This is a genomic window from Streptomyces sp. ITFR-6, from assembly GCF_031844725.1.
Classification (GTDB): Bacteria; Actinomycetota; Actinomycetes; order Streptomycetales; family Streptomycetaceae; genus Streptomyces.
This window is the reverse complement of record NZ_CP134612.1, coordinates 7,159,495-7,178,476: the sequence shown is the minus strand read 5'-3', so window position 1 is coordinate 7,178,476 and position 18,982 is coordinate 7,159,495. Positions and strand designations below refer to the sequence as shown.

General features: G+C 72.6%; 17 protein-coding genes and 5 tRNA genes. 7 read left to right on the top strand and 15 right to left on the bottom strand.

The window, feature by feature from the left end; genetic code table 11:
• Positions 1-28: 28 nt before the first annotated feature.
• Positions 29-1,045 (bottom strand): LacI family DNA-binding transcriptional regulator, encoded by a 1,017-nt coding sequence (locus tag RLT59_RS32710; RefSeq protein WP_311306738.1) that lies wholly within the window; start codon positions 1,043-1,045, stop codon positions 29-31.
• Positions 1,046-1,252: 207 nt separating this feature from the next.
• Positions 1,253-1,708 (bottom strand): hypothetical protein, encoded by a 456-nt coding sequence (locus tag RLT59_RS32705; protein ID WP_311306737.1) that lies wholly within the window; start codon positions 1,706-1,708, stop codon positions 1,253-1,255.
• 204 nt (positions 1,709-1,912) lie between these two features.
• On the opposite strand from RLT59_RS32705, the gene RLT59_RS32700 reads away from it, so the two are divergent.
• Positions 1,913-2,428: a DsbA family protein gene (locus tag RLT59_RS32700; protein ID WP_311306736.1), complete on the top strand. Its 516-nt coding sequence runs from the start codon at positions 1,913-1,915 to the stop codon at positions 2,426-2,428.
• Between the two features lie 33 nt (positions 2,429-2,461).
• On the opposite strand, the gene RLT59_RS32695 is transcribed toward RLT59_RS32700, so the two are convergent.
• The 3 genes from RLT59_RS32695 to RLT59_RS32685 all read right to left on the bottom strand — a co-directional run bounded on the left by RLT59_RS32695 (position 2,462) and on the right by RLT59_RS32685 (position 5,265).
• Positions 2,462-3,298: a GNAT family N-acetyltransferase gene (locus tag RLT59_RS32695; protein ID WP_311306735.1), complete on the bottom strand. Its 837-nt coding sequence runs from the start codon at positions 3,296-3,298 to the stop codon at positions 2,462-2,464.
• Between the two features lie 111 nt (positions 3,299-3,409).
• A complete protein-coding gene (locus RLT59_RS32690) occupies positions 3,410-4,231 on the bottom strand; it encodes an aminotransferase class IV (protein ID WP_311306734.1) in 822 nt (273 codons plus the stop codon).
• Positions 4,228-5,265: a chorismate-binding protein gene (locus RLT59_RS32685; protein ID WP_311307940.1), complete on the bottom strand. Its 1,038-nt coding sequence runs from the start codon at positions 5,263-5,265 to the stop codon at positions 4,228-4,230. The genes RLT59_RS32690 and RLT59_RS32685 overlap by 4 nt, the downstream gene beginning before the upstream one ends.
• A 163-nt stretch (positions 5,266-5,428) precedes the next feature.
• Between RLT59_RS32685 and RLT59_RS32680 the strand changes: the two genes are divergently transcribed.
• From RLT59_RS32680 to RLT59_RS32660, 5 genes are all read left to right on the top strand, one after another.
• Positions 5,429-5,501, top strand: a tRNA-Gly gene (locus RLT59_RS32680).
• Positions 5,502-5,538: 37 nt separating this feature from the next.
• Positions 5,539-5,612 (top strand) — tRNA-Cys (locus RLT59_RS32675).
• A gap of 1 nt (position 5,613) precedes the next feature.
• A tRNA-Val gene (locus tag RLT59_RS32670) sits at positions 5,614-5,685 on the top strand.
• Positions 5,686-5,704: 19 nt separating this feature from the next.
• Positions 5,705-5,776: transfer RNA gene (locus RLT59_RS32665), tRNA-Val, on the top strand.
• A 23-nt stretch (positions 5,777-5,799) separates the two neighbouring features.
• A tRNA-Val gene (locus tag RLT59_RS32660) sits at positions 5,800-5,871 on the top strand.
• 109 nt (positions 5,872-5,980) lie between these two features.
• Here the strand turns inward: RLT59_RS32660 and RLT59_RS32655 are convergent.
• The 4 genes from RLT59_RS32655 to RLT59_RS32640 form a co-directional block, all read right to left on the bottom strand.
• Positions 5,981-6,268: a TFIIB-type zinc ribbon-containing protein gene (locus RLT59_RS32655; RefSeq protein ID WP_311306733.1), complete on the bottom strand. Its 288-nt coding sequence runs from the start codon at positions 6,266-6,268 to the stop codon at positions 5,981-5,983.
• A gap of 68 nt (positions 6,269-6,336) precedes the next feature.
• Positions 6,337-7,407, bottom strand: coding sequence for a phosphotransferase family protein (locus tag RLT59_RS32650; RefSeq protein ID WP_311306732.1), 1,071 nt, complete (start codon positions 7,405-7,407; stop codon positions 6,337-6,339).
• A 280-nt stretch (positions 7,408-7,687) separates the two neighbouring features.
• Complete coding sequence (locus RLT59_RS32645) at positions 7,688-7,897, bottom strand: hypothetical protein (RefSeq protein ID WP_073737491.1); 210 nt, start codon at positions 7,895-7,897, stop codon at positions 7,688-7,690.
• Between the two features lie 161 nt (positions 7,898-8,058).
• Positions 8,059-8,343: a DUF8836 family protein gene (locus tag RLT59_RS32640; RefSeq protein ID WP_311306731.1), complete on the bottom strand. Its 285-nt coding sequence runs from the start codon at positions 8,341-8,343 to the stop codon at positions 8,059-8,061.
• A gap of 205 nt (positions 8,344-8,548) precedes the next feature.
• On the opposite strand from RLT59_RS32640, the gene RLT59_RS32635 reads away from it, so the two are divergent.
• Positions 8,549-9,835 (top strand): serine/threonine-protein kinase, encoded by a 1,287-nt coding sequence (locus RLT59_RS32635; protein ID WP_311306730.1) that lies wholly within the window; start codon positions 8,549-8,551, stop codon positions 9,833-9,835.
• A 17-nt stretch (positions 9,836-9,852) separates the two neighbouring features.
• Here the strand turns inward: RLT59_RS32635 and RLT59_RS32630 are convergent, their stop codons facing one another.
• The 6 genes from RLT59_RS32630 to RLT59_RS32605 all read right to left on the bottom strand — a co-directional run bounded on the left by RLT59_RS32630 (position 9,853) and on the right by RLT59_RS32605 (position 18,942).
• The gene (locus RLT59_RS32630; protein ID WP_311306729.1) at positions 9,853-10,671 is read right to left on the bottom strand and encodes a TrmH family RNA methyltransferase; all 819 of its coding nucleotides are present in this window, start codon (positions 10,669-10,671) and stop codon (positions 9,853-9,855) included.
• A 64-nt stretch (positions 10,672-10,735) separates the two neighbouring features.
• A complete protein-coding gene (gene cobA / locus RLT59_RS32625; RefSeq protein ID WP_311306728.1) occupies positions 10,736-11,992 on the bottom strand; it encodes a uroporphyrinogen-III C-methyltransferase in 1,257 nt (418 codons plus the stop codon).
• Between the two features lie 240 nt (positions 11,993-12,232).
• Positions 12,233-15,619, bottom strand: a complete 3,387-nt coding sequence (gene cobT / locus RLT59_RS32620; protein ID WP_311306727.1) for a nicotinate-nucleotide--dimethylbenzimidazole phosphoribosyltransferase — start codon at positions 15,617-15,619, stop codon at positions 12,233-12,235.
• 333 nt (positions 15,620-15,952) lie between these two features.
• Positions 15,953-17,191 carry a precorrin-6y C5,15-methyltransferase (decarboxylating) subunit CbiE gene (cbiE, locus tag RLT59_RS32615; protein WP_311306726.1) on the bottom strand — a complete coding sequence of 413 codons (1,239 nt, stop codon included), beginning with the start codon at positions 17,189-17,191 and terminating at the stop codon, positions 15,953-15,955.
• Between the two features lie 105 nt (positions 17,192-17,296).
• Positions 17,297-17,974: a GNAT family N-acetyltransferase gene (locus RLT59_RS32610; RefSeq protein ID WP_024488847.1), complete on the bottom strand. Its 678-nt coding sequence runs from the start codon at positions 17,972-17,974 to the stop codon at positions 17,297-17,299.
• Positions 17,975-18,075: 101 nt separating this feature from the next.
• Positions 18,076-18,942, bottom strand: coding sequence for a MetQ/NlpA family ABC transporter substrate-binding protein (locus RLT59_RS32605; protein WP_311306725.1), 867 nt, complete (start codon positions 18,940-18,942; stop codon positions 18,076-18,078).
• Between the last annotated feature and the right edge of the window lie 40 nt (positions 18,943-18,982).

The following is an 18,982-nucleotide window of genomic DNA, read 5'->3' as shown; positions in this document are numbered from 1 at the left end:
ACCGGGCGCGACGGGTCGCGCGGGGGGCTCAGCGCGGGGTGGAGCTCGACGCGCGTACGACGAGTTCCGGCTGGAGCACCACGCTGCGGTGCTCGTGGCGGCCGTCGTCGTCCGCCTCCTCCAGCAGGAGTTCGGCGGCCATCCGGCCCATCACCACGGCGGGCTGGCGGACCGAGGTGAGCGGCACGGCAGCGGCGGCGGCGAACTCGATGTCGTCGTATCCGACGATGGCGACGTCCTGCGGGACCCGCACACCGGCCGCGTAGAGGGCCTGCAGCACGCCGAGGGCGAGCAGGTCGTTGGCGCAGAACACGGCGGTGGGGCGCGGCACCAGGCCGAGCAGCCGGGCTCCGGCGTCGCGTCCCGCCGCCACGTCGAGCCGGTCGGAGGGGATCTCCACCAGGGCCTCGGGCTCCAGTCCGGCCTCGGCCAGGGCGGACAGCGCGCCGGTGCGGCGGTCCCTGATCTGGTGCAGGTCGCCCGGTCCGCTGACGTAGGCCACCGAGCGGTGCCCGGCCGAGATCAGGTGCCCGACGGCCAGGGCGCCGCCCCGCACGTCGTCGACGGAGACCGCGCAGGTCCCGGTGCCGGATGCGACCCGGTCCACCAAGACGTAGGGAATCCGGTGGCGGCTGAAGGATTCGAGGTTGCGGCCGGTCGCGTCGGCCGGTGTGACCAGGACGCCGCAGACCCGCTGTTCCGCGAAGAGGCCGAGGTATTCGGCCTCTTCCGCGGGGCTCTGGCCGCTGTTGCAGACCATCACGCCGAGGCCCGCCTGCCGGGCGGCGCGCTCGGCCCCGCGGGCGATGTCGACGAAGAAGGGGTTGCCCATGTCCAGGACGAGGAGAGCCATGATCCGGCTGCGTCCCGCCCTGAGCTGGCGGGCGGACTCGCTGCGGACGTAGCCGAGGTCCTCGATGGCCGCCAGCACCCGCGCTCGCGTCTCCGGGAGTACCGTCTCCGGCCGGTTGATCACATTGGAGACCGTGCCCACGGAGACCCCGGCCTGCCGGGCCACATCCTTGATCCCTGCCACACGCGCCACTTGTGTCCTGCCCCACTGGTGCCCTTTGGCCGCACTGATCCAGCGGCGTCACCCCATCGTACGGACGGCGTGAGTGAATTGATTCAATCCGGTCGGGACGCTAGCCCTGATCCCTGAATACCGTCAAGAATCATGCGTGAATCGATTCAGGGAGCGCAGAACACCAGGCTCGGAACACCGGAGCGGCGGGGGCGGACGTGACGTGCCTCAGATGCCGTGCTTCTTCAGGATCGCCTCGATGTCGCTGAAGTCCTCGCCCGATCCGCTCGCGGCGGCCTGCTTCTCCGGCCTCTCCCGCTGCTGGGCCGCCGGGGCGCCCGCTCCCAGCGAAGGCGCCGAGGCGGCCGGCTCCACCGCGCCCTCCCGCGCGGCACGGGCCGCCGCCTTGCGTTCCTTGCGGGTACCGCCAGTGCGCCGTTCGACCGCGCGGGTCGTGATGAACAGCAGCCAGGCAACCCCCAGCAGGCCGAAGCCCAGCCAGACGCTCGGCTTGAAGGCGATGTCCGTGACCCACTCGACGACACCGGTCAGCACCAGACCGACCGGGACCAAAGAGTAGGCCGCGATCCTGGTCGCCGCGAGGAAGCGCTTCCGGTACGCGGTGACGGCGGCGATGCCCAGGCCCGCCGCGGACGCCGCGGAACAAATGGTCTCGGCAAGCATCGGTGCCTCCAGGCGCAGGGGAAACGTCCCTTCCATCCTGCACCTGTCCATGGGCCCGGGGCCACGCCCGGAGCCCACTTCAGGGACATATCAGGGCCGGGATCCTCCGCAGGTGCCGTGCGGACGGTCGACCGGGGCCGTACGCGCCCGTGCCTGTCCCGGTGCCGGTCGGGACTCTCCTCCGCACCCTGGGAGACTGGTCCCATGAGTGATTCCACCCCCGCAGCGCCGGTCGTTCTCGACATCTGGTGCGAGCTCCAGTGCCCCGACTGCCACCACGCCCTCACCGATGTGCACGCCCTGCGGGCCCGGTACGGCGACCGGATCGAGGTGCGGCTGCGGCACTTCCCGCTGGAGAAGCACAAGCACGCCTACGCCGCCGCACAGGCCGCGGAGGAAGCCGCGGCGCAGGGCAAGGACTGGCCGTACATCGAGGCGGTCCTCGCCCGCACCGCAGACCTCGGCCGGACCGGCGAGCCGCTGCTGATCGAGGTGGCGGAGGAACTCGGGCTGGACGCGGAGGAGTTCGACACCGCCCTGATCGACGGCCGGCACCTGCTGATCGTCGACGCCGACCAGGCGGAGGGCAAGGCGATCGGGGTCACCGGCACCCCGACCTATGTGATCGGCGGAGAGCGGCTGGACGGCGGCAAGAGCCAGGAGGGGCTGCGCGAGCGGATCGAGGAGATCGCCGACCGGCTGCTCTCCGGACAGGGCTGAGCCCTCCGCGCTCCCTGCGGGCCTCGGCGGGGGCTACAACTGCTTGGCCAGGTTGTACATGGTCGGCTCGTAGCCCAGCGACTCGTACAGCCGGACCGCCGGGATGTTGGCCGTGACCACGTGCAGGCCCAGTCGCTCGTGCCCCGCCGCGAGAGCGATCCGCTCCGCCTGAAGCATCAGCGCCCGTCCGTACCCCCGGCCCCGGAATTTTGCCTGCACCTCCACGTCGAACACGTAGCCGACGAGCACGCCGGGGTGCATCTCGAACGGGGCCACCCAGACGCACCCCACGGTCCCGCCCTCGTGGATCAGGAGGTGCAGCTGGGCGCCCTCGGTCTCCAGACCGTGCGGAAGGTGCCCGGCGTGGGAGGCACGGGCGGCCCGCAGCGCGGCCTCCTCCGGGATTCCCCGGGTGACCAGGCTTTCCGCGTAACCCGCGATGGCCCCCTCCTCCCACCGGGCGTACTCGCCGGGCGCCATCGGGCGCGCGGTCAGCCCGTCCGGCAGGGCCGGAGGAACCGGTGGCAGTGACTTGATCATGTTCCTGCTGCGCTCGGTGTACCCGAGTGCGGCGGTGAGCCGCCGCGCCGCGGTGTCGGCGGCGCCGGCCTCCGTGCGCACCTGAGTGCAGCCCCAGCCGCGCAGCACCTCCTCGGCCGCCAGCGCGGCGATGGTCCCGCGGCCACGCCTGCGGACGGGTTCGTCGATCCGCAGGGATCGCAGCACTCCGGCCCCGCCGGCCGAACCCGGCTCGACGGCGATCTCGACGGCGCCGACGGGGCGCCCGTTGTCGCACACGTCGTACGCGCGGTCCCGTGCGCCGTCGGCGCCTTGCCGTATCGGCCCGGAAGGCCGGAGTGTCGTGGTCATCAGGGGATTTCTATCCCCCGCCCGCGACGCCGTCATCCGCTTTTACGGACATCCCTTATGGACATCCCGGGTGTTCTCACGGCCGGCAGCCGTGAAACACGCCGGAACCGGCTACGGGTCCAGGTCGTCGCCGGCCCGCTCGTCGAAGACGCTCATGGCCTTGGCGGTCACCGGCCCGGGAGCTCCGGGCAGCTCCCTGCCGTCGACCCGGTGGACGGCCTGGATGTCGCGGAGCGTGGAGGTGAGGAAGACCTCCTCGGCCCGTTCCAGTACGTCGAAGGGCAGTTCGGTCTCCTGCGCCCCCGTCCACTCCACCGCCAGGGCCCGGGTGATCCCGGCCAGGCAGCCCGAGGCGACCGGCGGGGTGTGCAACTGCCCGTCGAGGACGACGAAGACGTTGGATCCGGTGCCCTCGCAGAGCTGTCCGACGGTGTTGGCGAAGAGCGCCTCGGTGGCGCCGCGCTCGTGGGCGCGGGCGAGCGCGACGACGTTCTCGGCGTACGAGGTGGTCTTGAGCCCGGTGAGCGCGCCGCGTTCGTTACGCGTCCAGGGGACGGTGATGACCGCCGTGGTGTCCGGGCGGCGCTTCACCTCCCCGAGCGCGACGACCAGACCGGGTCCGGCGGTGCCCCGGTCGGAGCCGAGCGGCGAGATGCCTCCGGTGTACGTGATCCGGAGCCGGCCGAGGGCGGCGGGGTTGGCCTCGATGACGGCGGCGCAGGCCCGGCGCACCTCGTCCTGGTCGGGCGCCGGCAGGCCGAGTCCGCGGGCGGAGCGGGCCAGCCTGTCGAGGTGCCGGGTGAGTGCGAAGGGCCTGCCGCCGGTCGTCCTGACCGTCTCGAAGATGCCGTCGCCCACGGTGAGCCCGTGGTCGAGCACGGACACCCGTGCGTCATCGGCGTCGCACAGTTCGCCGTTGACCCAGATCCTCATGGTGCGGTCCTTCCGGTTGCTTCGTGTGCGCCCGACGCTACCGCGAGCAGCCTGGACGCCTTGAGTTCGGTCTCGTCCCATTCCCGTTCCGGATCCGATCCCCAGGTGATGCCGGCGCCGGTGCCGAAGCGCAGGAGGGGGGCGGCCCCGGTGCGGTCGGTCCAGAAGGTGCGGATGCCCACGGCGAGCGAGGCGGTGGCGCGGTCGGCGTCCACCCAGCCGATGCCACCGCAGTACGGGCCGCGCGGGGCGGTCTCCAACTCGCCGATGATCCTCAGCGCACTGGTCTTCGGGGCGCCGGTAACCGAACCGGGCGGGAAGGCCGCGGCGAGGATGTCCGGCCAGCCGGTTCCCTCCGCCAGCAGTCCGCGCACCGTGGAGACCAGGTGGACGAGGCCCGGGTGCTTCTCGACCGCGCACAGAGCGGGAACGGTGACCGACCCGGTGGCGCAGACCCGTCCGAGGTCGTTGCGGACCAGATCGACGATCATCACGTTCTCCGCGTGGTCCTTCTCCAGCAGATCGTCCTCCGTGCGGCCGGTGCCCTTGATCGGTCCGGACTCCACGGTGCGGCCGTCCCTGCGGAGGAACAGTTCGGGGGAGGCGGTCGCGATCTCCACGCCGTGCGCGGGCAGCCGGATCGTCCCCGCGTACGGGGCGGGGTTGCCGCGCGCCAGCAACGCGGTGAGGGCGTCCACGTCGGCCGCGGACGGGTCCGGCAGCCGGGCCGTCATCACCCGGCAGAGGTTGGCCTGGTAGACCTCGCCCGCCGCGATGTACGCGCGGATCCGGCGCACGGCGGCGATGTACGCGGCGCGGTCCAGCGACGAGCTCCAGTCACCGGCGGCGGGCCCGTGCCACCGTCCCGGCACCGGGGCGGGCACGGCGGCGGTGCGTACGGTGGCGAAGCGGGCGCAGATGAGCCGTCCCTCGAAATCGGCGGACACGGCCCAGAACCCGGACGAGTCGAGGGCTGCTGGGTCGCTGGTCACATCCCGCAGATCGGAGGCGACGAGGCCGCCGAAGCGGGCCATTGGGGCAAGGTCGTGCACGTCGGTGAGTCTAGGACGGCCCGCGGTGACCTGCGCCGGGGCGAGTGCACCTCAGCACGCTGCACAAACGCGTTTTTGTACTGGCCCCGGAATCCGCTAGAGTTCATCACGTCGCCGGGACGCGCAAGTGAACCGGAACCGACAAGCGGACGTAGCTCAGTTGGTAGAGCGCAACCTTGCCAAGGTTGAGGTCGCCAGTTCGAACCTGGTCGTCCGCTCGCAGAAGGTGGGGGATCTTCCCGAACCCCCATCCCTGGTGGAGTGGCCGAGAGGCGAGGCAACGGCCTGCAAAGCCGTCTACACGGGTTCAAATCCCGTCTCCACCTCCAAGGACGATTAGCTCAGCGGGAGAGCACTTCCCTGACACGGAAGGGGTCACTGGTTCAATCCCAGTATCGTCCACCGGTCCGCAAGGACCCCCGCGCGATTAGCTCAGCGGGAGAGCGCTTCCCTGACACGGAAGAGGTCACTGGTTCAATCCCAGTATCGCGCACGCAGTACACGCAGGGTCACCCTGCGCGATTAGCTCAGCGGGAGAGCGCTTCCCTGACACGGAAGAGGTCACTGGTTCAATCCCAGTATCGCGCACAGTCCGAAGCCCCGGTCGTCTCGACGACCGGGGCTTCGTCGTTGCCGTACGCGGCCGTGCCGTGGCCCGGACGGATGCTGTCCGGGCCACGGCACGGGGCGAGCCGGGTCAGGACGAGAAGAGCATCCGGCCGAAGCTCTTCTGCCGGTAGTGCCCGTGGTGGCCGCCGTGGTGCTGCTGGTGCGGGGCGCCCCAGGCGGGTGCGGGGGCGGCCGGGTAGGCCTGCGGTGCGGGCGGCGGGGGCGGAGCCTGCTGCGTCCACTGCGCTTCCATGCGGGTCAGGGACTCCAGCTCGCCATAGTCCAGGAATATTCCCCGGCAGCCGCTGCACTGCTCGATCTGAATGCCGTTGCGGTTGTACGTGTGCATCGGTGCGTGGCACTTGGGACACTGCATGTTCGGGCTCACTCCTCGCCGTCGGTTAGCCGTCGCCGGAATGCGTGCCCGCCGACGGTCGGTTCACCCTACGACGCGTTTCCGGTGGCCAACTCGGGTGGGAGAGTAGCAATTCGGGCACAGCTCCCGATCATCATCTGTTCCACCTCATCCGGATCCCGGCCCTCCGCCGCCGACTTGGCGAGGGCCAGTGCGGCGGTCTGAACGGTCAGGGCGCGGGCGGCGACGTCCAACTCCGGCCAGGGGTCGCCGTCCGCGGGCAGCGCGGGCCCGCCGGCGGCCCGGTAGGCGCCCAGGAAGCGGAACCAGACCTCGGGCGGCAGCAGCCCGGCCGCGTACCAGGCTGCGGGCCTGGCCAGGTCCCAGGTCGCGTCACCGATGCCCGCGTCGTCGACGTCGATCAGCAGCCAGCGGCCGCGCGGGGCGGCGGGATGCCGTACGAGCTGGCCCAGGTGCAGATCGCCGTGGCAGAGGAAGCGGGCGCCGTCCTCGGGGGCGGGGGTCTCGTCACGCGCCCAGCCGGGCAGCCGCTCCCAGGCCGCGAGCACCGGCCCGGTGGACGGGTCACCGGGACGCGCCGCCCGCATCCGGTCCACGGCGAGCGCCGCCTTCGCGGGCCCCCGCATGACCGGGAGCACGGGAGCCGCGAGACCGGGAGCCGTAATCCCCGGGCCCGGGATCCCCGAAGCCGGAAGCGGGGTGCTGTGGAGGCGGGCCAGGAGCGCGGCGGCCTCCTCCCACGGTGCCGCGTCCGGGTCACCCGGGTCCACGGGCTCTGCGTAGGGCCACAGCGTGATCGGGCGGCCGTGCAGCTCGGTGAGGTACGGCGACGGCTGGGCGGGACGCTCTGCGGCCGTCACGGGGGTCACCGGCGGATGTGCGGGCACGGGAAGGGGCGCGAGCAGGACGTCCGCCAGGGCGGGGCGGGCGGACAGCCGCAGGCGTGCGGCCAGGGCGGCGGTGTCCGTGCCGGGAGCATGGGCCTTGGCGACGACCGCGCCGCTGCGGACCACGGTGCCGTCCGCCCGGTCCGCGAGCACGAGGGGCGGCGGGCAGTCGCAGCCGGCCGGGGCGGGCGTGTGGGCGTGGGCCGCGTCGTGGGCGAGGGCGCCCAGCGCACGTACGACTGCGGTGGTCACGGTCTCCCCCGGTGGCGCAGGATCTGCGGGCCCGGCCGGCACCGTACCCGCAGAGGAGCCTACGCGGGCCGCCCGGACCGGTCGCGCCCCGGGCTCCGCCCCGTGTGAGGAACCCGATGGCTCGAAGACGGCGCGGCCCCTGAACGGCCCCGGACAGCGCGATGTCCGGTCAGCTCCCCAGCTGACCGGACAAACGCTGCCGTCCGCCGCACCCCCGTCCCCACGGGGTTGTTGGCCGGATGTCCCGGTCCGAACCGCTCTTCCGGACCCGGGGCGCCGCTCAGCGCCCCAGCATCACGCCCACGGACGACGCCTGTGTGACCACCGCATCCCAGCCGCCGAAGACGACTACGAGCAGGGCCGCCAGAGGAAGAACCATGGCCGTCGCCACCAGCGGGTGGCGCTTGCCGGACGACGGACGGCTGCCGAACGAGGCGTACGCCTTGCGTCCCTGCGTGCGGATCATGGTCCGCGCTGCCGTGTCCGCCATGGTTCCTCTCCTGACCTGATGTGGAGCGGCGGGCGTCTGGCCTCGGGGGACGAGTGCGACGCCCGCCGCACAACTTCAACATTAGGGATTCGGCCGACGGGCGGCGTCATGCCCGCGTACCGAATGCCGGGCCTCCCGGAGGATGAGCCGGCGGTGGTCGGCTACTCCCCTGGGTGGAGACCGGCCGGGCTGACCTTGGGGTCATCCCCGAGGGGACGCTCGGAAGCGTCCTCCCTGGGTACCGGTTGTTCGACCAGGGCGAGCACCCTGGTCGCCATGAAGCGGGCGGTGCGCACCACTGACCCGCTCCTGGTGACTTCACTCACTTCGACCACCCCCCGACGGACCGCTGTCTCCACCCGCCGGCCCGCTCTGGAGGCCACTACTTCGTAGGTACGGGTGGTGTCCCCCGCGTCCACGACTATCTCGACTCGATCGCCCTTCACTGATCCAATCCCCCTTCTGCGACGGACCTTTGAGATCTCGCACGGGCCGGGCAGCCTGGATCCGCGGCTCCCTGACCACTCCTCAAGTTTCCCACCCGGCACTGACAATCGATTCGACGGCGAGGGCGCGGCCTCTGAGCACCCCGGGCGGCGGGTACGTAAGCTGTGCCTCGTCAGGCGGACCAGGCAGCGGGGATGGGCAGACATGGCGATGATGCGGCTCCGGCGCGAGGACCCGCGTGTCGTCGGTTCGTTCAGGCTGCACCGGCGGCTCGGGGCGGGCGGCATGGGTGTCGTCTACCTCGGTTCCGACCGGCGCGGGCAGCGGGTGGCGCTGAAGGTGATCCGCCCGGATCTGGCGGAGGACCAGGAGTTCCGCTCGCGGTTCGCCCGCGAGGTGTCCGCGGCCCGGCGGATCCGCGGCGGCTGTACGGCCCGGCTGGTGGCCGCCGATCTGGAGGCGGAGCGCCCGTGGTTCGCCACGCAGTACGTGCCGGGGCCCTCGCTGCACGACAAGGTGGCCGAGGAGGGCCCCTTGTCGGCCGCGGAGGTGGCCTCGATCGGGGCGGCGCTCTCCGAGGGGCTGGTGGCCGTGCACGAGGCGGGGGTCGTCCACCGTGACCTGAAGCCGTCGAACATCCTCCTCTCCCCCAAGGGCCCTCGGATCATCGACTTCGGGATCGCCTGGGCGACCGGCGCGTCCACCCTCACGCACGTCGGTACGGCGGTCGGATCGCCCGGCTTCCTCGCCCCCGAGCAGGTGCGGGGCGCGGCGGTGACGCCCGCGACGGACGTCTTCTCGCTCGGCGCCACGCTGGCGTACGCGGCGATGGCCGACTCACCGTTCGGGCACGGCAGTTCCGAGGTGATGCTCTACCGCGTGGTGCACGAGGAACCGCAGTTGCACGACGTGCACGACGCGCTCGCCCCGCTGGTGAGCGCCTGTCTGGCGAAGGACCCGGAGGAGCGGCCGAGCACGCTCCAACTCTCCATGCGGCTCAAGGAGATCGCCGCCCGGGAGGCGCAGGGTCTGCACGAGAGCCGGCCCCCGGCCCAGCGCTCCGCCCAGGAGGCGGACCGGCCGACCGGCCGGCTCGACGGCCCGTACACCGAGCAGCAGACCCGCCGCGCCCCCGGCCCCGCTCCGTTGTCGCGTCCGCAGAACCGGCAGAGCGCGCCGCCGCGCACCGGGGGTTCGCGCCCGGAGCGGCAGCCGCGCGGCACGACGGGTACCGGCAAGCGGTCGCAGGGCGCGAACGGGACGAAGGGCAGGCAGGGCACCCGGCCAGGGACGCGTTCGACCTCGACCGGACGGCGTCCGGCCAATCCCCGGCTGCTGCGGCAGCGGCTCGTGGTCTTCGTCGTGGTGACGCTGCTGGTGGCGCTGGGCATCGCGGCGGCCCAGGGCTGTCAGGGGCCGGCGCGCGGCCTCGGCGCGGGCCAGAGCCAGAACCCGGGCCAGAGCCTGGGCCTGGGCCTGGGCGAGCAGTAGCCGTACCCCTGCGGGCGTCAGTTCTCCGGGCGGCCGGTGGCCACCGCGTAGAAGGCGACGGCGGCCGCCGCGCCCACGTTCAGCGAATCGACGCCGTGGGCCATCGGGATCCGTACCCATTCGTCGGCGGCGACGAGGGCCTGGGTGGACAGTCCGTCCCCCTCGGCCCCGAGCATCAGGGCCACCTGGTCCATCCGGTGCGGCGCCGCCTCCTCGATGCTGCTGGCCTTCTCGTCGGGCGTCAGGGCGAGCAGCTTGAAGCCCGCCTCCCGTACGGTCTCCAGCGCCTTGGGCCAGGTGTCGAGCCGGGCGTACGGGACGGAGAAGACCGCGCCCATCGAGACCTTGACCGAGCGCCGGTACAGCGGGTCGGCGCAGTCCGGTGAGAGCAGGACGGCGTCCATGCCGAGAGCGGCGGCGCTGCGGAAGATCGCCCCGATGTTCGTGTGGTCGTTGACGGCCTCCATGACGACCACGCGGCGGGTGGTGCGCAGCAGTTCGTCGGCGGCCGACAGTGGTTTGCGCTGCATGGAGGCCAGGGCGCCCCGGTGCACGTGGTAGCCGGTGACGCGCTCGGCCAGCTCCGGGCTGACCGCGTACACGGGGGCCGGTACCTCGTCGATGACGTCGCGCATCAGGTCGACCCACTTCGCCGAGAGCAGCATGGACCGCATCTCGTACCCGGCCTGCCTGGCGCGTCTGATCACCTTCTCGCCCTCGGCGATGAAGAGGCCCTCCGCGGGCTCTCGCCTGCGCCGGAGCTCGACGTCTGTCAGGCCGGTGTAGTCGCGCAGTCGGGGGTCGTCGGGGTCATCGACGGTGATGAGATCAGCCACAGGTTGATACTGCCTTGTCCGGTGTGTGGTGCCAACGGTCTGGAGGAAGATCCGTTACCGATGGTTACTCGGCGGAATTTCCGGTGCTGGTCGTCCCGACCGCGACGACGTCACCGATGACGATGACGGCGGGCGGGCGCACGTCCTCCGCCTCGGCCCGCTCACCGACGGTCGCGAGCGTCGCGTCGACGCGGCGCTGGGCGGCCGTGGTCCCTTCCTGGACCAGGGCGACCGGGGTCTCGGGGTCCTTGCCGTGGGCGATGAGCGCGCGGGCGATGGCGCCGATCTTGTCGACGGCCATCAGGAGGACCAGGGTGCCGCGCAGCCGGGCGACGGCCGACCAGTCGACCAGCGAACGCTCGTCTTCGGGGGCGACGTGGCCGCTGACCACGGTGAACTCATGGGCGACCCCTCGGTGCGTGACCGGGATACCGGCCGCGCCCGGCACCGAGATCGAGCTGGAGATGCCGGGGACGACGGTGCAGGCGATGCCCTCGGCGGCGAGCGCCTGGGCCTCCTCCATGCCGCGCCCGAAGACGAAGGGGTCGCCGCCCTTGAGCCGGACGACGGCCTTGCCGGCCTTCGCGTGCTCGATCAGCGCGTTGTTGATGGCTTCCTGCGCCATGTAGCGGCCGTACGGGATCTTCGCGGCGTCGATCACCTGGACGTGCGGGGGGAGTTCGTCCAGCAGGTCGCGCGGGCCGAGCCGGTCCGCGATGACGACGTCGGCCTCGGCCAGGAGCCGGCGGCCTCTGACGGTGATCAGGTCGGGGTCGCCGGGGCCGCCGCCGACCAGGGCGACGCCGGGGGTCCTGGTGCGGTGGTGGGGTGCGGCGAGGGTGCCGTCGCGCAGGCCCTCGACGATGGCGTCGCGGACGGCGGCGGAGTGGCGCGGGTCGCGGCCGCCCTGCCCGTCGGTGGTGAGCACGGCGACGGTGATGTCCTCGCTGCGGCCGGTGGCGGGGGTCCAGGCAGTGGCGGCGTCCGCGTCGTCGCTGCGGACGCACCAGGTGCGGGTGCGCTCGGCCTCGGCGGAGGCGGCGTCGTTGGCCGCGGTGTCGTCGGACGCGATGAGCACGTACCAGGTGTCCGTCAGGTCCCCGTCGGCGTACACCCGGCGCTCCCAGCGGATCTCGCCCGCGTCCGCCATCGCCTCGACGGACGCGGTGGCGGAGGGCGACACGAGGACGATGTCCGCGCCGGCCGCGATGAGGGCGGGGAGGCGGCGCTGAGCGACCTGGCCGCCACCGACGACGACTACGCGGCGCCCGCTCAGGCGCAGTCCGACGGGGTACGCGGGGTGAACGGCGTGCTCGGCCATGGCGGTGCGGGCTCCTCGTGCGGTGCGGTGTGCGGGCCGCTGCGGCGGTGGAGCGGCTGTGACGTGCGGGTTCACGATACGGGGTGGGGTGCGGAGGTGGGCGGGCATCGGGTCCGCCCACGGGGCTCCGCCCCGGACCCCGCGCCTCAAACGCCGGCGAGGCTGGGTATGAAAGCCCCTCCGGCGATCGAGGAGCGGGGGTCCGGGGGCAGCGCCCCCGAAACCCCCGCGGACGGCGTCCTACTTCTCCGTGACGCCCGCCGAGTCGAACGTCGCCACCTCGTGCATCGCGCGGGCCGCGCTCTGCACGATCGGCAGTGCCAGCAGTGCGCCCGTTCCCTCGCCGAGGCGGAGGTCGAGGTCGACCAGCGGACGCAGGCCCAGCTTGTTGAGCGCGGCGACGTGGCCGGGCTCTGCGCTGCGATGGCCCGCGATGCAGGCGGCCAGGGCTTCCGGCGCGATGGCACGGGCCACCAGCGCCGCGGCGCCCGCGCTGACGCCGTCGAGGATGACCGGCGTACGGAGCGAGGCCCCGCCGAGGAGGAACCCGGCCATCGCCGCGTGCTCCAGGCCGCCGACGGCCGCGAGCACACCGATCGGATCGGCCGGGTCCGGCCGGTGCAGTTCGAGGGCGCGGCGGACCACATCGACCTTGCGGGCGTGCATCTCGTCGTTGATGCCGGTGCCGCGACCGGTCACCTCTGCCGCGTCCATCCCGGTGTACACGCAGATCAGGGCGGCCGACGCCGTCGTGTTGGCGATGCCCATCTCACCGGTGAGCAGGCCCTTGTTGCCGGCCGCAACCAGATCGCGGGCGGTCTCGATGCCGACCTCGATCGCCGCGAGGACCTCCTCGCGGGTGAGTGCGGGGCCGGTGGTGAAGTCGGCCGTCCCGGCGCGCACCTTGCGGGGCAGCAGGCCGGGCGTCGCGGGCAGCTCTGCGGCCACCCCGACGTCGACCACGCACACCTCGGCGCCGACCTGGGCCGCGAAGGCGTTGCAGACGGCGCCGCCGCCGAGGAAGTTGGCGACCATCTGGCCGGTCACCTCCTGGGGCCACGCCGTGACGCCCTGGGCGTGCACCCCGTGGTCGCCGGCGAAGATCGCGACGGCGGCGGGCTCCGGGATCGGCGGCGGGCACATCCGGGAGAGCCCGGACAACTGCGCCGAGATGATCTCCAGCATGCCGAGCGCACCGGCCGGCTTGGTCATCCGCTTCTGGCGTTCCCAGGCCTCGCCGAGCGCCTTGGCGTCCAGCGGCCGGATGTTGGAGATGGTCTCCTGCAGCAGGTCGTGCGGCTCCTCGCCGGGCAGGGCGCGGCGGCCGTACGTCTCCTCGTGGACGACCCACGACAGCGGGCGGCGCTTGGACCAGCCCGCCTGCATCAGCTCGGGCTCCTCCGGGAACTCGTCCACGTAACCGACACAGAGGTACGCGACGACTTCGAGGTGCTCGGGCAGGCCGAGGGAACGGACCATCTCGCGCTCGTCGAAGAAGCTGACCCAGCCGACGCCGAGCCCCTCGGCCCGTGCGGCGAGCCACAGGTTCTCGACGGCGAGCGCCGAGGAGTAGGGGGCCATCTGCGGCTGGGTGTGCCGGCCCAGGGTATGGCGGCCGCCACGGGTGGGGTCGGCGGTGACGACGATGTTGACCGGGGTGTCGAGGATCGCCTCGATCTTCAGTTCCTTGAACTGCTTGGCCCTGGCCTTGGGGAGCGACTTGGCGTACGCGTCGCGCTGGCGCTGCGCCAGTTCGTGCATGGAGCGGCGGGTCTCCGCGGAACGGATGACGACGAAGTCCCAGGGCTGCGAGTGCCCGACGCTGGGCGCGGTGTGCGCCGCCTCCAGGACCCGCAGCAGGACCTCATGCGGGACCGGGTCGTTGCGGAATCCGTTGCGGATGTCGCGGCGCTCGCGCATGACGCGCAGGACGGCCTCGCGCTCTGCGTCGTCGTAACCGGGCGCGGGGGGCGAGGCGGCGGGCGCCTCCTCGGCCTCCGCCTCGATTTCCGTCCCGGCCTCGGCCTCGGCCTCCGGGAGAACCTCGCGTGCCTCAACGGGTGCTTCAGGCGCGTCCGCGGCCTGGATGTCGTCCACCGGCTCCGGCTGAACGGGCTCCAGCCGTACCGGCTCCGGGGCGTTCTGCGGTACGACCGGCTCGGGCTGTCCGGCGACGGGCTCGGCCACCTGTACCGGCGCGGATTCCGTGCTGTCCGTCAGGTCCGGGGTCTCGATGACCTCGGGGCCCGTCTCGGCCTCCGGTGCCTCCGCCGCCTCGACCGGCACGGGCTCCATGGCGAACGTCCGGACCTCGGACGCGGCCTCCACGACCGCCTCGGGCTCGGGCTCGGCCGGCTGTTCGGCGACGGGCGTCGGGGCCGGGTGCGGGGCGGTCGGCAGCGAGCCCACCGTGACGAACCGGCCCAGCGAGGCACCGTCCGGCACGGGCTCCACCGGCGGCACGTCGGCCGGAGCCGCCTGGACCGGAGCCACGTCGACCGGAGCCGCATCTGCCGGAGCCACGTCGTTGGGCGCTACGTCTGCGGGAGCCGCGTCCACGGGAGCCGCGTCCAGGGACGCTGCCTCAACCGGTGCCACCTCAGCGGGCGGCGCGTCGGCCACAGCCTCAACCGGTGCCGGTACGGGCTGGGCCTCGGCCGGAAGCTCCGGGGGAGCCTCTGCCACCACCGGAACGGCGACGGGCTCCTCGGCCACGACCGGCGCGGGTTCCGGTGCGGGCTCGACGGGCAGGGCGGCCGGCACGGGCTCCGCGGCTGCCTCCGGGACGACCGTTTCTGCTTCCGGCCGCGGATCCTGAGCCACCGCCGGCTCGGCTTCCACGGCGACCGGCGCGGCGGCCTGCTGCGGCGCCTGGGCCGCCCACTGGTTCCCCTGCGGCGGGATCTCGCCGAGCTGCGGGCCCGGCAGCGCGGCCGATTCCTCGGCCGTCATCTCGAAGTACTCGGGTTCGGCCGTGACCGGTCCCGCGTGCCGTGCGGGCGCGGGAGCCGGAGCAGGCGCCTGGGCCTGCGGCGCGCCCGCCGGGCCCCGGTCCGCGAGCGAACGGACCACGCCGCCGCCCGACGTGCCGCCGTAGCCCGGCTCGGGCGAGGCCGGTCCGCGGTGCAGCGGCCGGCGCACGGGCGTCTGGGTCTGAGCCTGGGCCACCGGCACCTGGGCCTGTGCCGGCGCGGGAACGGGCGAAGGGATGCGGACGCCGCTGAGGTCGACGGAGCCCGAATCGCGGCCGCCGGACTCGTGGGTCCCCTGGCCGGTCCGCGGCAGCGACTCGGCGGGAGCGTGCATCGCGTACTCGGGCACCTGGACCTGCGCCTGCTCCTGGAACTGCACGGGGCCCTGGGTCTGGGTCCGCACGGTGCTCTGGTTCTGCGCCGGATGGTCGTCGCCCGGCGGCCGCGAGGGGTAACCGCCCTGCTCGGGCAGGGCGGCCTGCGGCTCGCTCCAGGCGCCCTGGGGGCTGGGCATCAGCAGAAGGTCGTCGTCCTCTGGTGCTTGCTCGGAGGGATCGAGGAAGGTGTAGCCGTCCGGGGCGGGGACGCCCGGCTGCTCCACCATGCCTGCGTTCTCCGGCAGTCCCTCGCCCGGGATCTGGCCGGTGTCACTCATGCGTACCCCTCGCCCATCGTCAGTGCTCCTTCGGCCCTTCGCCCGGGTCGCCCGAACACGGCACACAGGCGCTCGTCCAGTGGAACGAGCCGGCGCGCCGCGCGGCACGAAACGGTCGCGGACATACTGCATTCTCGCGGTCGTTCGCCGCCGCGGCAGCTCATTTCGCCACGGCTCGCTGTGGACTGCGCCACGTTGCGCGTCCCCCGGTTTCGCCATACCACAACGGGGGCCAAAACGGTCCCCTTTTCCGGACATTGACGAACGAAGCGACGATGATCCGGGCGCGGTGCAACGATCGGCCAGCCTACCTCCCGCCGTGTGCCGACAGGGTCAGGGGGCGAGATCCGAACGCAGTGCGGACAGCAGGAAGACGACCGAGCGTTCGCGCTCCGACCATGCGGACGTGTCGAGTTCGACGGACTGCAGGAGCGAGCAGGCGACCGTGTATCCGTTCTCGGTGAGGGCGGCGCCCAGTGCCTCGGCCTCGTCCCGGGTCGAGGCATGGGTGACGATCCGTTCCGGCCTGCGGTCCGCGACAGCGGTGACGACGGGGACGCCGCCGCCTCCGATCCGTACGACATCGGGCTCGGGCAGCCTTTCCAGCACGTGCGGGGCGCGGCCCTCGACCACCTGGAGCTGGACTCCGAAGGCCCGCGCCGCCGCCGCGGTGCGGTCGCAGGCGTCCCGGTCGCTGTCCACGGCGAGGACCGCGGCGCCGAACCGGGCCGCCTCCACCGCCAGTGCGCCGCTGCCGGAGCCGATGTCCCAGACCAGGTCGCCGGTCCGGGGCCCGAGGTGGGCGAGCTGGGCGGCGCGCAGCCCGGGGGTCTCGCCCTCGCCGCTCTCCCCCACGGGTTCCGCTCCCTCGCCCCGGTAGGCGCCTGCGGGCAGCGCCCAGCCGCGTACGCCCCGGGGGTAGGCGGGGTGGCGGCCGGCGATCCACGCTCCGTCGGCCCGCTGTTCGGGGCCGCCGCCGATGACGATGACGACGTTGGGGTCGCGCCAGACGTGGTCGGCGGCCTTCTCCGAGGTGACGACGGTGACCTGTTCGCGGGTGGTGCCGAGCTCCTCGCAGATGACGAACGTGCGGTGGACGCCTTCGAGCAGCAGGGCCAGTTCGGCGGGGCCCGCGCCGGGCGAGGTGAGGACGGCGACCTTGTGGTGGGCGCGGCACACGTTCACCGCGCGGCGCAGGGTGCGGGGGTGGGCGACGACGGTCTGAGCGTCCTCCCACGGCATGCCGGCGCGGGCGAACGCGGTGGCGACGGCGGAGACGGCGGGCACCACCTCGACTTCGAGGCCGTGTTCGGGCGCGCGCAGGGAGCGTACGACGCCGAAGAATCCCGGATCGCCGTCGGCGAGGACCACGGCGCTGCCCCGGTGGCCGGCGATCCGGCGGGCGGCCAGGTCGATCGAGCCGAGCCGGATCCGTTCCGCGCCGTGCGGTACTTCGGGCAGTGCGAGGTGGTGGGCGGCTCCGGCGACGAGCGTGGCGGCCGAGAGCGCGGCGGTGGCCGCTCGGTTGATCGGTGAGCCGTCCCAGCCGATCACTGTGACCCGGTCGGCCATCTGTCGTCAGTCTCCTGGAGTCGGTGCAGGCGGGGATGGTCGCCCGGAGGCGGGCACGGCGGGATCACCGGGTCCGTGCCGGTGCGGTGCGGAGCCGGGGAGGGATCAGTTCCAGTCGTTGTACGTACCGTATCCACCGGCGTCCGCGAGCTGCTCGGCGACTCCCTCCAGGTCCTCGGGGAGCAGCCCCCAGACGATCAGGTCGGTCCTGATGTCGGCCCATCCGCCGTCCTCGGTCTGTGAGCGGGCGATCCGGGCGTTGCGCAGGATCCCCTCACTGATGCAGCCGAGCTTCTGGGCGACCTGCTGGGAGGCGGTGTTGTCGGCGGCGGTGCGCAGCTCTATCCGCTCGAAGCCCTGGTCGCGGAAGAGCCACTGGGCGAGGGCCAGCACGGACTCGGTGGCGTACCCCTCGCCTCGTGCCCAGGGGGCGGTGATGTAGGCGGCCTCCGTGGCCAGGGTCCGCCAGTCGGTGTTGTGCAGCCGGACCGAGCCGACGAGGCGCTGGGTGAGGAACTCGGTGACGGCGAAGACGATGCCGTCGCCCTTGGTGCGCTGGGCGGGGGCGATCCTGCGGACCCAGCGCTCCGCGTCGACCTGGGTGTAGGGGTGGGGTGCCTCGGTCCAGGCCGTGACGAGTTCGTCGTTCATCATCTCGATGTACGCGGGGACGTCAGCCATGTCGAAGGGGCGCAGCACCAACCGATCCGTGCTGATGGAGATGTCCGGAAAGGTGGAAGTCATGCGCAGCTCCATGCCGAAGACCGTGTAAAGGCACAGCATGCAGCATCGGGCCGGGCCCGTGCATGGGCGGGTCCGCACGGCGGAGCCCCGCACACCCGGGCGGGGTGTGCGGGGCTCGTCGGGCAAATGCCGCGTGGGGGTCAGGACTTGGCCGCGGACCCGAAGGCCGGGATGACCGAGCCCTGGTAGCTGTCCTCGATGAACTTCTTGACCTCGTCGGAGTGCAGGAGCTTCACGAGCTTCTGGACGCGGGCGTCCTTCTCGTTGCCCTTCTTCACGGCGACGATGTTGGCGTACGGGTTGCCGTCGGCCTTCTCGATCGCGAGGGCGTCGGTGGCGGGCTTGAGCTTGGCCTCGATGGCGTAGTTGCCGTTGATGACGGCGGCGTCCACGTCGTTCAGGGCGCGGGGGACGGTCGCGGCCTCCAGCTCCTTGAACTTGAGGCCCTTCTTGTCGGTGATGTCGCTCAGCTTGGCGCTGGTGCCGACGCCGTCCTTGAGGGTGATCAGGCCGTTCTCCGCGAGCAGCTGGAGCGCGCGGCCCTCGTTGGTGGTGTCGTTCGGTACGGCGATGGTCCGGCCGGACTTGATGTCACCCAGGCCCTTGACCTTCTTGGAGTAGAGGCCGAGGGGCTCCAGGTGGACGGTGCCGACGGAGACCAGGTGGGTGTTGTTCTTCTTGTTGAAGTCGTCGAGGTAGGGCTGGTGCTGGAAGAAGTTGGCGTCGACCTGGCCGGTCTCGGTGGCGGTGTTCGGCAGGACGTAGTCCGTGAACTCCTTGACCTCCAGCTTGAGGCCGGCCTTGGCCGCCAGGTTCTTCTTGACGAAGTCCAGGATGTCGGCGTGCGGCGTCGGGGACGCGGCGACGACGAGGGCCTTGGAGGTGTCAGCCTTGGCGCCGGTCTCGCTCTTGGACGCCGGGTCGGAGTCCGTGCCGCAGGCGGTGAGGCCGAAGGCGAGGGCGGCGGTGGCGGCGGCAGCTGCGGTGATCTTGATGTTCTTGCGCACGAAGAGTGCCTCTTTCAGGTGGTGATGGTGGTGCGCCCGG